The 14,737-nt window shown below is 45.7% G+C and carries 12 protein-coding genes; 7 read left to right on the top strand and 5 right to left on the bottom strand.

The features are described 5' to 3' along the window. Positions 1-4: 4 nt before the first annotated feature. Positions 5-271: a helix-turn-helix domain-containing protein gene (locus Q7P68_RS10130; RefSeq protein WP_304225292.1), complete on the bottom strand. Its 267-nt coding sequence runs from the start codon at positions 269-271 to the stop codon at positions 5-7. Positions 272-561: 290 nt separating this feature from the next. Between Q7P68_RS10130 and Q7P68_RS10125 the strand changes: the two genes are divergently transcribed. The 4 genes from Q7P68_RS10125 to Q7P68_RS10110 all read left to right on the top strand — a co-directional run bounded on the left by Q7P68_RS10125 (position 562) and on the right by Q7P68_RS10110 (position 6,112). After that, on the top strand, positions 562-1,662 hold the full coding sequence (locus Q7P68_RS10125; protein WP_304225290.1) for a hypothetical protein: 1,101 nt from the start codon (positions 562-564) through the stop codon (positions 1,660-1,662). A gap of 173 nt (positions 1,663-1,835) precedes the next feature. Continuing rightward, positions 1,836-2,654 carry a hypothetical protein gene (locus Q7P68_RS10120; protein WP_304225288.1) on the top strand — a complete coding sequence of 273 codons (819 nt, stop codon included), beginning with the start codon at positions 1,836-1,838 and terminating at the stop codon, positions 2,652-2,654. Positions 2,655-2,849: 195 nt separating this feature from the next. Continuing rightward, positions 2,850-3,371, top strand: a complete 522-nt coding sequence (locus Q7P68_RS10115) for a nitroreductase family protein (RefSeq protein WP_304225287.1) — start codon at positions 2,850-2,852, stop codon at positions 3,369-3,371. A gap of 1,124 nt (positions 3,372-4,495) precedes the next feature. After that, on the top strand, positions 4,496-6,112 hold the full coding sequence (locus Q7P68_RS10110) for a xylulokinase (protein ID WP_304225286.1): 1,617 nt from the start codon (positions 4,496-4,498) through the stop codon (positions 6,110-6,112). A gap of 17 nt (positions 6,113-6,129) precedes the next feature. Here the strand turns inward: Q7P68_RS10110 and Q7P68_RS10105 are convergent, their stop codons facing one another. From Q7P68_RS10105 to Q7P68_RS10090, 4 genes are read right to left on the bottom strand one after another with little or no spacing between them, the layout of a single operon-like run. Next, positions 6,130-7,218 carry a LacI family DNA-binding transcriptional regulator gene (locus Q7P68_RS10105; protein WP_304225284.1) on the bottom strand — a complete coding sequence of 363 codons (1,089 nt, stop codon included), beginning with the start codon at positions 7,216-7,218 and terminating at the stop codon, positions 6,130-6,132. 3 nt (positions 7,219-7,221) lie between these two features. Further along, complete coding sequence (locus Q7P68_RS10100) at positions 7,222-8,412, bottom strand: DUF362 domain-containing protein (RefSeq protein WP_304225282.1); 1,191 nt, start codon at positions 8,410-8,412, stop codon at positions 7,222-7,224. Between the two features lie 25 nt (positions 8,413-8,437). Then, positions 8,438-9,166, bottom strand: coding sequence for a 23S rRNA (guanosine(2251)-2'-O)-methyltransferase RlmB (gene rlmB, locus Q7P68_RS10095; RefSeq protein ID WP_304225280.1), 729 nt, complete (start codon positions 9,164-9,166; stop codon positions 8,438-8,440). A 3-nt stretch (positions 9,167-9,169) separates the two neighbouring features. Next, complete coding sequence (locus tag Q7P68_RS10090; protein ID WP_304225279.1) at positions 9,170-10,582, bottom strand: MBL fold metallo-hydrolase RNA specificity domain-containing protein; 1,413 nt, start codon at positions 10,580-10,582, stop codon at positions 9,170-9,172. A 67-nt stretch (positions 10,583-10,649) separates the two neighbouring features. Here Q7P68_RS10090 and Q7P68_RS10085 point away from each other — a divergent pair, with 67 nt between their 5' ends. Genes Q7P68_RS10085 through Q7P68_RS10075 form a run of 3 tightly spaced genes read left to right on the top strand, consistent with a single transcriptional unit; the run spans position 10,650 to position 14,724 of the window. Next, positions 10,650-11,612, top strand: a complete 963-nt coding sequence (locus Q7P68_RS10085; RefSeq protein ID WP_304225277.1) for an NAD(P)-dependent oxidoreductase — start codon at positions 10,650-10,652, stop codon at positions 11,610-11,612. Further along, positions 11,612-12,661 carry a DUF2804 domain-containing protein gene (locus Q7P68_RS10080; protein ID WP_304225275.1) on the top strand — a complete coding sequence of 350 codons (1,050 nt, stop codon included), beginning with the start codon at positions 11,612-11,614 and terminating at the stop codon, positions 12,659-12,661. The genes Q7P68_RS10085 and Q7P68_RS10080 overlap by 1 nt, the downstream gene beginning before the upstream one ends. A gap of 17 nt (positions 12,662-12,678) precedes the next feature. Beyond that, entirely contained in the window at positions 12,679-14,724 is a 2,046-nt protein-coding gene (locus Q7P68_RS10075) for a hypothetical protein (RefSeq protein WP_304225273.1), read from the top strand. Positions 14,725-14,737: the final 13 nt, after the last annotated feature.

The raw sequence follows: 14,737 nt of genomic DNA, 5'->3' as shown, positions 1-14,737 counted from the left end.
GCTCTCATTCTTGCTTTAATCGCGTTACACTCTTTCGTTTGCCTGCCCGCTGCAGATCCTTTACCGCTTGTTTAAGCTTAAAGCGTATCCAGGGCTTTGTGGCTCTAGGACTGCTGTGGGGCCGACGGCTTTGTTCGATAAGCCCTGCTTTCTTTTCTGCCTCATAGCGCTGCAGCCACTTCCTCACCGTCTTTACCGTCGTCCCATACTTCCGTGCGGTAGATCTAATTCCCGTATCCGTTGGATCGGGGTAGACCCAGGGGGGTACCATGTCTATTTACACACCAACGCAGACATACATGGTTCTTGCGTGCAAGTCTATTCCGATGTAGAATTGGAGCTGTTATTTAAAAAATCTCATAAAGGTCCTCCTTGATAGTTTGAGTGTAGTTAGTACTATTATAGGGCCTTTATGAGTATCAAATGCTTCAACTAGCCTCAGCTATGTCACGGTTTGTGCGTTTCAATTTGATGGCACAAACAGCGCCAATCAAGCTTCGCCAGTTATGCGCATGTTAAATTGACGCTGCGCGCTCAATATAGAAGAAAGGGGGAATGAATATGAAAACAAAAATATTGGTTTTATTGTTTATTAGTCTATCTATTACAACATTTTCAGAAGGTATCAGTTTGAGAAACACGCTGATAGATCCATTTTTCGTCCATTTTGAAAAATATGACTATCACATAATCAGTTATTTTACAAATCATGAGAAATATGAATGCATTGAAGCGATGATTAAAGATACAGATAATGTTAGAATTATACTGACATTTAAAGACAAAACACAAATAGATTATTTGAATAATGAAGATGTCTTTCTTTCAATGAAAGAAGAATCAAAAAATCGACACCTTGTATTTACACCAATAGAATGTAAATTAAATACAAAAAAAGCGAAACCAGAAATAACAATTAATTTTACTACAAATGATAAAGAACTGATATCTTGGTTCTTTCAATGTGTTGGTAACCCTTCTGAGAAATATGGCGGTTTAATTAATCCCGAAGGACACTCTGAACATACCTCTTTTCCAATAATGTATCGTGAAAAAAGTACCCTGGGAAGTAAAAATGTTAAACTAACCATTGATAATAAGGAAATGAATATTCCAGTGGAAATTAATAAAGCACCATTTTTTGTAGCATTAAAAAGTTACTATTCAGAATCATTTTTAATAGGTATAATACGCGCATCAAACGATCCGATTTATTTTCTAACAAGTTCAATTCTTCTGACCAATGATGAAGCTCTGATATATAAATTGGGTGAAAAAACATTTTCGTATAAAATAGCTATTGATAATAATCAGATTATTATCCGAGGCGATAATTGTCTAATACATGCTACGGCAGACAAAAATGAAATTATAATAAATAGTATTCATTATTTTTTAAAAGATAATAATAATGATACCCTTGTGATGAACTTTTCACCGGGATTATATTTGTCTAGTGTTGCTGGAACAGAAACAACTTTTTCAATAGATATTAATAAACATAAAAATATTATTACAGGTGTTGTCAAAATAACAAATAATAAAAGCGAAATAATTTATACTTTAACTCCCAAAACCCCTGATTGGGCTTCAAGAAGATTGGCTACTATACATATAATTTTTAATAATAATGATGCACAACGTATATCAATAATTGACTAATCTTTTCAACTAACAATCGCTTCCACCATGACGCGGCTATTGTCACGAAACTTGCTTGTCGCTTCGCTCTACAAAAAAGCACACCATGCCGCCTCGCGGGTTAACTGAATGTTAGGTAGACCCTTCGAGCAAAGAATAGTAATAGATGAATAACCTTAGTAAGAGGATCCTAAATGATAGAGTTTCAATATTTTAAAGATTGCCCAAACGCAAATGAAACCTTAAAGAACTTGCGTGATTTTATGTTTAACTATAATATTCCTAATGATCAGTTGGTTATAACATTAATAGAAAATGAAAATATGGCTCGTGATCTTCATTTTCAAGGTTCGCCTTCCATATTAGTAAATGGTATAGATTTATACACTGGACTAAGTCCAGATAACTACAGATTTTCATGTAGATTATATAACATAGACGGTGCAATAACTGGTGTGTTATCCACTAATTACATAAGTAGCAGATATAGTAATTTTTTAGATCTTCACAAAAAAGATGAGTATAGTTTAATAACAGGCGGATTTAAAAATAGTCTAAAAGCTATAAAAATAAGCGCAGTTTCAATTTTCAGTCAGAATTGTCCAAAATGTAGAAAACATGGAGAACGTGTAAAAATAGATACTGTTTTTTCTTTACTTAAAGAAGATAAAAAAAAGAACTTCATTAAAGGAGAATATTCTTTATGTATGAATCCAAAATGTTCAGTTTCATACTTCAGTCTCAATTCAAATAGGTTTTATAATTGTGAAGATTTGGTAGTCCCGTTGTGGTATAAATCAGATTCTAAGACAATTTATGCGTGTTATTGTAGTAAAGTAACAAAAGAAAATGTAATTGAAGCTATAAAAACTCATCAAGCAAAAACAGTAAAAGACATCAATAAAATTACGGGGTCTATGAAAAACTCCGATTGCTTACACAAAAATCCATTAGGTAAATGCTGTCACAATATCATACAGGATACAATTAAAAATACAGAAATTGGCATCTAACAACCGATTCAAACTGATTCGGCTATGTTACGATTCTTGCTGGTCTTCATGCCTCAACTTCGTTGGAAACGCTCCATGACAAGAATCGCGCTATTACGCCTCGCAGGTTAAGCGAAATGTTAGGTCGACGCCTTATGCGCTAATATATATATATACCAAACAATACAATACAATGAATAAGGTAAGGAGATAAGTATGAACACGCTATTAGATTTGATTTTTTCACGTCATAGTATAAGAGACTACACTGGTGAAATAATAAAAAATGAAGATATTGAATTAATAGTCAAAGCCGGAATGGCTGCTCCTTCTGCAGTGAATGTTCAACCTTGGGCATTTATTATAATTAATAAAAAGGATAAATTAATAAATCTATCAAAATTATTACCCTATGCTAAAATGCTTGAACAATCTGGTGCAGCAATAATTGTTTGTGGGGTACCTGATAAAGATATGCATTTTGCAAATAAATATTGGATACAAGATTGTTCAGCAGCATCTGAAAATATTTTACTTGCAGCTCATTCACTTGGGTATGGCGCCGTGTGGACAGCTGTATACCCTGAAGAAAAAAGAATAAATGATGTTAGGATAGAATGCAATATTCCCAATAATATAATCCCACTAAATGTTATTGCAATTGGTGTGCCAAAGAACAAAAACATGATACCAATTGATAAATACAAAATCGAAAATATTCATTGGAATACATGGTAGAAGTGTGAATTAATATAAAGAAATACATATCGGTAATAATCGCTCAACAACCGCTTCAACCTGACTCGGTCATGTCACGATTTTTGCCGGTCGTCACGCCCGAACTTCGTTGGGAACGATCCTCGGCAAAAATCGCGCCATATACGCGTTACCGGTTAAGCGTACGTTAGATTCATGCCTACGGCGGTAATCAATAAATAAATTTCGCTCTATAAAATTCATGACTGTTTAGAAAAATATAACAACGAAAATACGGAAGGAAAAAATGAAGAAAAACTACCTAGAAAATGGAAAAATATTAAAGAATTGTATGGAATTTCGATTAGTGGAAATAAAATAGTTGGATACGTTTATACTGATGAATATAAAAAAGAACTCATTAATAAAAGTAATATCAAAAATATGGTCTATTAATTCGGTATTACCAAATACTTATGGATTAAAACAAGATGTGTTAATTGAAGTTTTAAATAAATATCATAGGAATTATATTAATAGTAATAAAAAATTGAAAGAAATCTAACAACTGCTTCAACTTGACTCAGCTATGTCACGATTCTTGCTGCACCTTAGGTTTGCAAGAATACGTGCCAATTCACGCCATGCAGGTGAAGCAAATAGTAACGGTGGAGGCTGTACTTGAGCAAAACAGGTTCTGCTTCAGTCAGGATAGTGTCAAGTCTTGTTCGCAATTTGACGTCTGTTGGGTCATTGTAAATCCAGATCATCCATAATTCATTGCGAACTTGATTCTACTCTATCTAGAAAAGAACCGTACTATGCATTATGTGGCTTAAATTGCTGTTTGTATCCTCGATTCAATACTGAAGGAAGCTCTAAATGCCCCAGATATGGCAGCCCAGAATTTAAAAATAAACATCCATCATGCCCTGGTATGAGATGCAGCATAAAACAAAGAAGTAATAAAGCGATTTAAGAATCGGGCAGAAGAACTCTGTATAGTGTATAAATTAAGAAAATAAAAAAGCTTTGCAACACATCATTTTCATCTCAGCAGAAGTCTCTTTATAAACTATCACAACTCAAGTCTTGCACGATTTTTAACAATATGTTAGTCTATAAGCGTTAACGTACACGCTTCGTATCCATAAAAGGAGCCTCCAATGAACCAAACATCAAAACTAAGCCCCCAGGCTAGCAAGGAAATGATCGCATCCGGCAAAGCTATTCTGGGTATCGAATTCGGGTCCACACGAATTAAGGCTGCCCTTATTGCCCCGGACAGTACACCCCTTGCATCGGGGTCTTATGAATGGGAAAACAGCCTGAGGGAAGGAATTTGGACCTATGATCTCGAAGAGGTGTGGAAGGGGCTTGCAGGCTGCTATGCAGATTTGACAGCACAGGTTCAAAAAACTTACGGACTAACACCCAAACGGTATGCAGCCATGGGTTTCAGCGCCATGATGCACGGCTACATTGTTCACGATAAAGAAGGAAATCTCCTCACCCCTTTTAGAACCTGGCGGAATAATATTACAGGACAAGCCTGCGCTGAACTCAGTAAACTATTTAACTTCGCCATTCCCCAGCGCTGGAGCATCGCCCATTTATATCAATCTATTTTAGAAAATCAGAACCATGTGTCCCGGATCAATTACCTCACGACCCTTGCGGGCTATGTCCACTGGAAACTTACCGGCCAGCGGGTCCTCGGTGTGGGTGATGCATCGGGTATGTTCCCTATCAATCCTGACACAGGTGATTATGACCAAAGGATGATGGCTGCCTTTGATACGCTTGTGGCGCCCCGGCAGTATCCCTGGAAACTCCGGGATATACTGCCCAGGGTACTCCCCGCGGGAGCAGAAGCGGGAAAGCTGAGCCCTTCTGGCGCCAGGCTCCTCGACCCAAGCGGCAACCTAGAAGCAGGCATCCCCCTCTGCCCACCGGAAGGGGATGCGGGTACCGGCATGGTGGCAACCAACAGCGTGCGGCCCAACACAGGCAACGTCTCCGCAGGGACCTCGGTCTTTGCCATGATAGTCCTAGAAAAAAATCTTTCCAAACCACATGAAGAAATCGATGTGGTTACTACCCCTGACGGGAAACCGGTCGGCATGGCCCATTCGAACAATGGATCTTCTGACTTCGATGCCTGGATAAGTATTTTCGGCCAGGCGGCCAAAGTGCTCGGTATTGATGTCCCGACAGGAAAGCTTTACGAAACCTTAACACCTTTAGCTTTGCAGGGGAACGCTGACGCGGGAAATCTCCTCCACATTAGTTACCTTTCCGGCGAACACCTGACCGGCTTTAGCGAGGGACGGCCTCTCTTTGTCCGTACCCCAGACAGCACCTTTACCTTAGAAAACGTCATTCGCTCCCTCCTGTTCACATCCCTGTGCGCCCTCAGGGTTGGCTTAGATGTACTTACCAAAGAAGAGGGAGTTCAGGTAAAAGAAATTCGGGGACACGGAGGATTCTTTAAGCAAGGGAAGACAGGTCAGCGCCTCATGGCTGCAGCAACGAATACAGCGGTGAGTCTTCCCGCTACCGCGGGAGAAGGTGGGGCCTGGGGTATGGCCCTCCTTGCAGCCTATCTTGTGCGGGAACAAAAAAAACTGAGCCTCCCCGACTTCCTGGATAGCCTCATCGCGCAGAGTATATGTGAACCTTTGCATCCGGATCCCCGGGATGTGGCCGGTTTTGAAGCCTATTTTAACCGATACAAAGCCTGTCTCGGTATCGAGCGGGAAGCGGTAAAAAGCTTAAAATAGTGCGCGTATAAGAGGCGTCACTGTGCAACGGAAGACAAAGCATCATGATGAGCAGCTGCGCCCCGCTTCCCATGCTCCGCATGAAAGGGTGGCGCATTTTCGGGCAGATACAAATCCAGGGGTATTTCTTCCCGTTTTTGTATAGTCTTGCCAAGTACGATTGCACGATACAGGTTCAATAGGCCCCGACGAGCCTGATATTCGGGCCGCTGGGAAATAATTGCATCAATATGACCTTCCTGCAAAAGACGGTGGTTTTCCGGAACCAGGTCATAGCCAATAATGATAAACCTGTTCGTTTTCCTTATCTCCCGGGCAGCTTCAGCAATTCTATGGGCCGAGGCGCTTGTTACAAAAACGCCAAGCAGGTCATTATGGGAATTGAGCAGGCTTTTAATAAGTTCCCGGGCTGCATCGGGATGCTCCAAATCTACTCCCTGCTGCTGGAATACCTTTATATCATGCTCTAAAGCGTAGTTATAAAAACCATCCCGGCGCCGCAGGATGTGGTAATCTTCCTGATGGGCAACCAAAACGCCAAACGAACCCTGTTTACCCGCAGAAAGGAGCTGGGCCAGGCGTCCCGCAAGCATACCGCCCCGGAAAGCATCCTGACCAATCACACAAAGGGGACTGGTACCCGGTAGATCCGCATCAAAATAAATGTAGGGGATTTTTCCTTCTATGCTTTCTATTAAATCGCGGCTTTCTTCCGGCATAATGGGGGGTAAAAGAAGGCCGTCACTCTGAATGACGGAAAACTTTGCCCGAGCGTCCCGGAAAGATTTTGGATCGTAGCGGTCATATTCGATGCATAGGGTCTTAATTCCTAAAGCAGAAAGTTCGTCAGCCGCAGATTGCAGGCCTCCATAGCCCTGACCCCAATAGCCTGAATCCTGAAACCGGTTTGGCAAAAGGGCCACAAAAGTGTAGGGCCTGCTCCGTTTGAGCCCCCTGGCTATTGGGTTGGGGGTAAAACCGGTGCTTTTAATTATCTGCTCGATTTTTTCCTTTGTTTCCGCCGATACCCGACCGCGGCCGTGAAGCACCCGGTCCACCGTACCGATAGAAACCCCAGCAAGGCGGGCTATTTCTTTAACCGTCATGGTTTATTCCTTTTTATTTCCGAAGAACCTATAAATGAGCGGCGTCTCAACTTCTATTGCCTTTTGGGGGCACATCTCCTGGCAACAAAAACAGCGAATACATTTAGAGTAATTGTACTCAGGCGGTGCTTTACGGCCCGGCTTTTTAAACTGGAGCGCCTTGCCTTCCACAGGACAGGCATCCACACAGATACCGCATTTGATGCATTTTTCCGCTATGATGCGGGGCCGGGGAGCCCAGCGCTGAGTAACATAGGATCCCAGGGTGCGTGCAGCCTGGGGAACAAGGACCTCGTTTCCGTTGTCACTTTTAAAGTGCAAGGGTTTTCGCACCACATCGAAATCGTAGGCGATAAAAGGCTCTATGGGGTCCCCTAAAAGTTCAATGTTTTCCGAACGGTAGGTCCCGAGTCCATACTCCTCACCATAAAAATTAGTTGCCACATAGGAAGGCTCCAGATTGATGAGCCTGCAAAAGGTGGCGTCCAAAGCTACCGGATCGGTGGAAAACAAGAGGCAATTCATTGGCCGCGGAACGCCTCCCCGGGGACCGTTTCCCTCCATAGCCACAATGCCGTCCATAATATAGAGCCGCGGCTTTAAGAGCCGGTTCAGGTCCACCAGCATCCGGGAGAACTGGGTGCCCGAAGGCAGCTTTACATGGAATGCTGCCTTGTTTAGCCCATAGACACAGCCGAACTGGTTTTTGACCGCACCGGTAATCCGTGCCAGGGCGTGGGTCTTCATTTTAGAAAGAGAAACGAGGGCGTCACATTCCAAAACCGCCGTGGCAATATCAAAACTTTTCCAGGCCCTCCCTTCGGGAAAATCAATCCGCTTGCCCGTATCAAAGTCTCCCAGAGGGATATCAAGTTCCTCCGCGATGCGGGTGTAGCCTGATTTACCAAGGCTTGCGGCGGGTTTTTCAAAGCCGGGAGAATCGCCGTAGGAGAGCTTCCGGTAGCCCAGTTCCTTAAAAAGCTTCCCGACGGCGCGGAAAACCGCAGGATGGGTTGTCACCGCCTCTTCGGGCTTTGAAGACGCCAAGTTGTTGACCTTAAGCAGTACCCGTTCATCAATATGGATAAGCGATTCGAGCCCCCCAAGGAGCTCGAGCCCCCGACTGACCGTCTTGAACACCGTATCGTCATCATAGCTCTCACAGCGAAGCAGCACTACCCGTGACTCTTTCACTTTTTTACTCCTGATGTTTCAATATTTACTGTTTCCCGTGACGCTGCCTGCGGGCTTCGTACAGGAGAACCCCCGCAGCCACCGATACATTAAGCGAATCGACTTTACCGCCAGTAGGGATGGACACCATGCCGTCGCAGGTTTCTTTAAGAAGCCGGGAAATACCCGAGCCTTCGCTTCCCATAATCAGGACCACCCGGCCTGAAAGATCCTTATCGTAGACCGCATCTCCTTTCATATCGGCGCCGTATACCCAAAAGCCCGATTCTTTTAGCTGTTCAACCGCCCGAACCAGGTTGGACACCGTAGCGATGGGCACCCAGGCAACTGCGCCGGCGCTCGTTTTTGACACCACCTCCGCATCCTTGGCTGAACGCCGGTTACCCACCACCACCAGATCTACGGCAAACTGATCACAGGACCTGAGGATAGCCCCGTAGTTATGGGGATCGGTGATACTGTCCAGTACTACTACCAGCGCATCCGCCTCAGGTTCAAGACCGGCAATAAATTCCTGCACCGTAATTTCGTTGTTCGTATCCTTGCCCTCCACCATGAGGGCAATGCCCCGGTTGTCCGGCGCCAGCCGGTTCAGCTCATGTTCACCGACCCGGTCAATCCGTATTTTGTGATCCGTAGCCAAGGACATGATCGTCCGGGCCCGGGGTACCGCGTTGGCCACCAGGAGTGGGCCCTTCGCCTTGCCTGAACGGATCAGTTCCTCAATTGCATGAAAACCGGTCAAATATGCCATCTATCACTCCAAATCGTAGGTAGCACCATAGCGCACAATTTCCGTATTGGTAAAGCCATGGTCTGCCAGATGCTGACTGAATACCTTTTGGGCATCCTTTTCTCCGTGGACCAGGAAAATCTTTTTAAGCCGGGATGTATCGATTTCTTTTAGCCAGTCGATGGTTTCCTGGTAATCCGCGTGGGCGCTGAAGGCATCGATAGCCTCGACCTGGGCCCGTCGCTTAAACCACTCGCCGTGAATTTTCACCTCATTTTCCTTGTCCCGAATCCGCCTGCCCAGGGTATTCTCTGCCATATAGCCCACAATAAGAATCGTCGTATTCGGGTCGCCGATGCTGTGTATCAGGTGGTGTTGAATACGGCCCGCTTCACACATACCGTCGGCAGAAATGATGACGAGTGGTCCATCCATATCATTGAGCGCCTTAGATTCATCCACACTGGTGGTGAAATGGAGGGCGTTAAAACCAAAGGGATTTTTATGATGTTTGATGAACGCTTCGTGGGTTTCTTCATCGTAGCACTCAGGATGTACCTGGAAAATCGTTGTCGCATTGGTTGCCATGGGCGAATCCACATAAATCGGAATTTCCGGGATTTCTCCCCGGTCCGCCAGCATGTGGAAGTAATATACCAGTTCCTGGGTCCGTTCAATCGCAAATGAGGGGATGAGGATACGGCCCTTGGTTTTTACAGCCCGGCGGATCACTTCGGCAAGGCGCTTCATTGCATCTTCGGTAGAATCGTGCCTGCGGTCCCCATAGGTGCTTTCCAAGACCAGGTAATCCGGCGCAGGGAGATTCGTTGCCGGATCGCGGATAATTGGTTTTCCCTTGCGTCCCAGGTCTCCAGTATAGGCAATAATCCGCTCCGATCCGTTCTTTTTTATTTTGATGACCGCCATAGCGGATCCTAAAATATGCCCCGCTTCATAAAACTCGAGCTGTACACCATCACCGATCCAGAGAGGCCGCTCATAGGAAACAGAGACCATCTGGCTTGTGGCAGTAATCGCATCCTGTTCGGTATAGAGGGGCTGCCAGGAAAACTGTTCACCCTTTTTTACGGCCTGTTTTCCCAAATATTCGGCGTCCCGGGCCTGGATCCGGGCTGAATCCATCATAACAAGGATTGCAATGTCCCTGGTCGCCGGGGTTGTATATATGGTTCCCTTGTAGCCCCGCTTGGGGAGGAGCGGTAAGAGGCCGCAATGATCAAAGTGTCCATGGGTCAGTACGACCGATTCTATCCGGTCTGTATCAATGCCGAATTCCCGGTTTTTCCGGTCCGCTTCGGCCCGTTTGCCCTGAAAGGCACCGCAATCGATCAGGTATGACCTGCCATCCACTTCGAGCACATGCTTGGAGCCCGTAACTTCCTCGGCCGCACCGAGGGAATAAAGTGTAATCGCCATAAACTATACCATACTATACTTTTGAACGGTTTGCACCAGTTCCTTAGTTCGGTGTATACTTGTTTTCATGGAACAGATAGCGTTTATCGGTACCGGAGTCATGGGCAGCAGTATGGCAGGACACCTCCTTGCGGCAGGCTATCCGGTCTCTTTGTATACAAGAACAAAAAGCAAGGCCCAGGGCCTTTTGGATCAGGGGGCTCAGTGGGCTTCTTCAGTGGCTGAAGCGGTCAAACAGGCGGATGTGGTCATAACTATGGTTGGCTACCCTCAGGATGTAGAGGCGCTTTACCTGGGACCGCAGGGCATTATCGATACTGCACGGAGCGGTACAATCCTTATCGATATGACCACATCCAGCCCAAGCCTTGCGCAGCGTATTGCCGAGGCGGCTGCAGCCCGGGGGCTAGAGGCCCTGGATGCGCCTGTTTCTGGCGGCGACATAGGAGCCCGGAACGGAACCCTTTCCATAATGGTTGGAGGCAGCGAAAAGGCTTTTAGACGCGCTCAGCCGATTTTTGAAAAAATGGGGAAGACCATCTTCCTCCAGGGCGGACCGGGCAGCGGCCAGCACTGCAAAATGTGCAACCAGATCGTTATTGCATCTACCATGATGGGGGTTGCTGAAGCCCTGGCCTACGGTATTTCATCTGGCCTTGAGCCCCGGACTATGCTCGCCAGTATAGAATCCGGCGCGGCCGGAAGCTGGTCCCTTTCCAACCTACTCCCCCGGATGCTGGATGGAAACGTAAAGCCCGGCTTTTATGTAAAGCACTTTATCAAAGATATGGGCATCGCCCTGGAAAGCGCCCGGGAACTGGGGCTACACTTGCCGGGCCTTGCCCAGGCAGAAACCCTCTATCGCAAGCTGGCAGCCCTTAATTCTCAAGCCCTTACTAAAATTGCTGCTGAAATCGAAAAAGCCCAATTCTCAGGGCTTTCAGCGCCGCTTTTCCCTGAAGAAGCCCAATCGGGGGCGGACCTGGGGACCCAGGCTCTATATCTGCTTTACCTTGCGAGGCAGCTCTGATGTACCAGCGCGATATTTCTCCGCCCCGCTCCAGCCCCCTCGATAAGGGCATTCCGGTATTCGGTACCTGGACCCGGCCCTTCGACGATGTAGATCTGCTCAGTGTTAAACACCCCTTTTTTATCCCTACCATGAAATGGATCCGGAACTTACGGGTCAAAGAATGGCAAACCTTTCATATACAGAATGAGACCTACTTCCTTATTGCGGTTCTTACTAATGCAAAATACTACCGCCTTGCCCAGGTTTTTCTCTGGAACAAGGAAACTAAAGAAAGCCTCCTCTTTCGGAAATCCCTCCCCTTCGGGGCATGGAAACTTCCCCGGTCTCTTTCCAACTCTTCTATCACAAGCCGAAGCTACGGATTTTATTTCCGAATCCATAACTGGCTCGATGCGGACCTGATTGAACTGGATTTAGATATTGAGCCAAAACTGAAACGGCCCTCCTTTACAGCCCATTTGGAATTTGATTTTTCCCGGCTAAAAACAACGCCCCTCGTTACCTGCCTTCCCTTCGCTGAACGGCGGTGCATGTACAACTATAAAGCTATGGTTCCTGTGCGGGGAGATTTAGTGTTCGGGGGTAAACATGTAAGCCTTTCCCTGGACAAAACCTTCGGATTTTTTATGGACTACAAGGGCTATTTTCCCTACCGGATGCGTCAAACCTGGTGTACCGGCCATGGTTTCCATAACGACGGCCGTCCCTTCGGCTTTAGTGTTGTAGAAAGCCAGACCCGGGACAGTTTCCGGTATAACGAAAACGGACTGTGGCTTGCAGGGCAGCTCACCCCCTTGCCGCCGGTCCGCATTACCATGCCCGAAGGGCCTGATTCTGACTGGGTTATCCAGGATTTGGAAGGTATGGTGGACCTGACGTTCACCCCCAAGGAGCCAATAAAGACAGGGTTCGATTTCATTATTACCCGCAGCGAATATATTTCACCCTTTGGAGTCTATAACGGAATGCTCCAAACCAAAGATGGTGAAAAGATAAACCTCAGGAATGTATGGGGTACGGGAGAACAGATTTATTTACGGGTATAATATTATAAGGAACCGGTATGGCAAAAAAACCTAAGGCGATTTATGAGCCTGGCGAGCTAGAACGTACGAGAAAACGCCTCGGAGATTTGGATCCCGAAGAAGCCCGGGCTATAGCAGAAAAGCTCGGCGGAGAAATAGGAATTGAAAAACTGCCCGAACCGCCCAAACCGGAACGAAGCGGTCATGGACGAAATGAAACGGTAAATGTAAGCATTAAAGGCAAATCCGGCCCCGGAGTTCCCAAACATCGGGTAGAGGTAATCGAAAAAGAAGAACCAAATCCGCTCAAGGTAAAACGAACCAGCAGAATTGATAAGGGCGATGATCCGGATCAGCCGCTGAAAACAAGTTACCGCGAACGGATAAAAATGGATAAGCTGGCCGCTCAGGTAGAATTTGAGATAAAAACACCCCTCCAGGTTCTGGTCTCCCGCTTTTCCCTCTTTTCCGAGCCTCCGGATATGGTGAATCCGGACTTTGTAAGCCGCCGCATGAACGAGTACTATGGCCGTTTTGAATCTTTGGTTATAGCCACAAGATCACTTCTGCCGAGGCAAAACATAAGACGGACCGAACACTTTAAAAAACTGCATCCGGAAGCATTTGCAATAATTGACACCATCCGCTTCTGGAACATAGAACTCATCAACACAGAATTAAGCCGGCTTCAAGCCCGACCCCGGTCGGTGAAGGTTAGCGATTTTTCAGATATAATAAAGGCAATATACCGGCCCATACTGCTTCTGGAAGCCTTGGATACGGAAAATGATATTAAGGAAGCATACAAACGGCTCTATTCACTCCTTGCCGAAGAAGATCCGGTAGAAGCGAAAGAAAAACATCAGGGCTCTATTCGTTTTGCATTGATTGCTTATTCGATTATCCAAAAAAGCATCCGCTTCTTACTCTACCCGCTCCTTATGAAACTGGTCTCCGACACCTATTATAGCTATGAAGGTTTTTTTTCTTCCCGCCGGAAGCGGATACTTGCATTTTTAAATATTACGGAGAAGGATAAACTCCAGCCGGTCCCGCCTCGGATCAACGCGGTAAAGGAAAAAACAACTGTTTCAGAAACAGAAAAGCCAGAGGAAGCGGCGGACCATAAAGCGGAAGCTCATGCAAAAGAACAAGAACCGATCAGCAAAGGGGTCATTAAAGGGCTTGAAACCTTGGAGCGCCTCTTCCCCGGTCTTCCCTGGCAGCGGCTTTCAACCTATCCTGACCTATACCCCTATTTTTCCAAGCTGTTTGACTTAAAAAAGGAATACGAACTCGTTGCACCCACGGATCCTATCCAGCAAGTAGTTATTCTGATGCATATTTTGGAAGAGCTTTTTTACGGACTCCGTTATGTTTCCTTTAGTGCTATTCATGTTACCGACCAGGAAGCAGAACCGGTGGATACCATCATTAACAGAATAATCGGGAACTGGCCCCGGTATATAGAACAGGTTTTCGAAAAGGAGTACCTGCATCGGCTCAACGAATACTGCCAAATACTGGAATCTTCGACCGAATCCCGGACCGCCGCATATCCTAAACGGATACTTCTTGATTTAAATTGGATTAAACGGCTTTTCTTTTTACCCTATTTCAAGTTTGAGTCCTTTTCTGCCCCAACCATCCACAAGCTTGACATACCACCCTTTTATTCTGAAGTTCATACGCTTAAGCGCTTCCTTACTACTATAGCTGCTTCCATCGACAAGGCTCAAAAGGCTGGAGGGGCAGAACAAAATGCGAGCTGCGACGGTATAGACAATCCTTGGGATCAATACCTGTTCCAGGTACCTACCCCGCTTTCCACCCGAATCGACGCCCTATTAGGAGGTAAAAACTCTAAACAGCGAACCAATGCTGCCCTGGTTTATTTTACCTTAGCGGTTACCACAGTACTCGATTACATCATCAACAACGAATACAGCTGGGCATACACAAATGACGCAGGGATATTATTTAGAAGCGTAAATGGCGAAGGGGTCATCCCCCTGTATGGTACCCAGACAGATATCGATCCGGACGCGCTGTTCAGAGAATCCCTTAAAAACCGTTCTGTCTAGCAGACAGGCTTGA

It is taken from the genome of Gracilinema caldarium (genome assembly GCF_029265695.1).
Taxonomy (GTDB): Bacteria; Spirochaetota; Spirochaetia; order Treponematales; family Breznakiellaceae; genus Gracilinema; species Gracilinema caldarium_A.
The sequence above is the reverse complement of the archived record's forward strand: the minus strand, read 5'-3'. Positions and strand labels throughout refer to the sequence as shown.

Coding starts and splice junctions, on each gene's coding strand:
- rlmB (WP_304225280.1), bottom strand. CDS start 9,166: ATGGCATATTTGACCGGTTTTCATGCAATTGAGGAACTGATCCGTTCA.
- Q7P68_RS10110 (WP_304225286.1), top strand. CDS start 4,496: ATGAACCAAACATCAAAACTAAGCCCCCAGGCTAGCAAGGAAATGATC.
- Q7P68_RS10085 (WP_304225277.1), top strand. CDS start 10,650: ATGGAACAGATAGCGTTTATCGGTACCGGAGTCATGGGCAGCAGTATG.
- Q7P68_RS10130 (WP_304225292.1), bottom strand. CDS start 271: ATGGTACCCCCCTGGGTCTACCCCGATCCAACGGATACGGGAATTAGA.
- Q7P68_RS10115 (WP_304225287.1), top strand. CDS start 2,850: ATGAACACGCTATTAGATTTGATTTTTTCACGTCATAGTATAAGAGAC.
- Q7P68_RS10080 (WP_304225275.1), top strand. CDS start 11,612: ATGTACCAGCGCGATATTTCTCCGCCCCGCTCCAGCCCCCTCGATAAG.
- Q7P68_RS10075 (WP_304225273.1), top strand. CDS start 12,679: ATGGCAAAAAAACCTAAGGCGATTTATGAGCCTGGCGAGCTAGAACGT.
- Q7P68_RS10120 (WP_304225288.1), top strand. CDS start 1,836: ATGATAGAGTTTCAATATTTTAAAGATTGCCCAAACGCAAATGAAACC.
- Q7P68_RS10090 (WP_304225279.1), bottom strand. CDS start 10,582: ATGGCGATTACACTTTATTCCCTCGGTGCGGCCGAGGAAGTTACGGGC.
- Q7P68_RS10105 (WP_304225284.1), bottom strand. CDS start 7,218: ATGACGGTTAAAGAAATAGCCCGCCTTGCTGGGGTTTCTATCGGTACG.
- Q7P68_RS10125 (WP_304225290.1), top strand. CDS start 562: ATGAAAACAAAAATATTGGTTTTATTGTTTATTAGTCTATCTATTACA.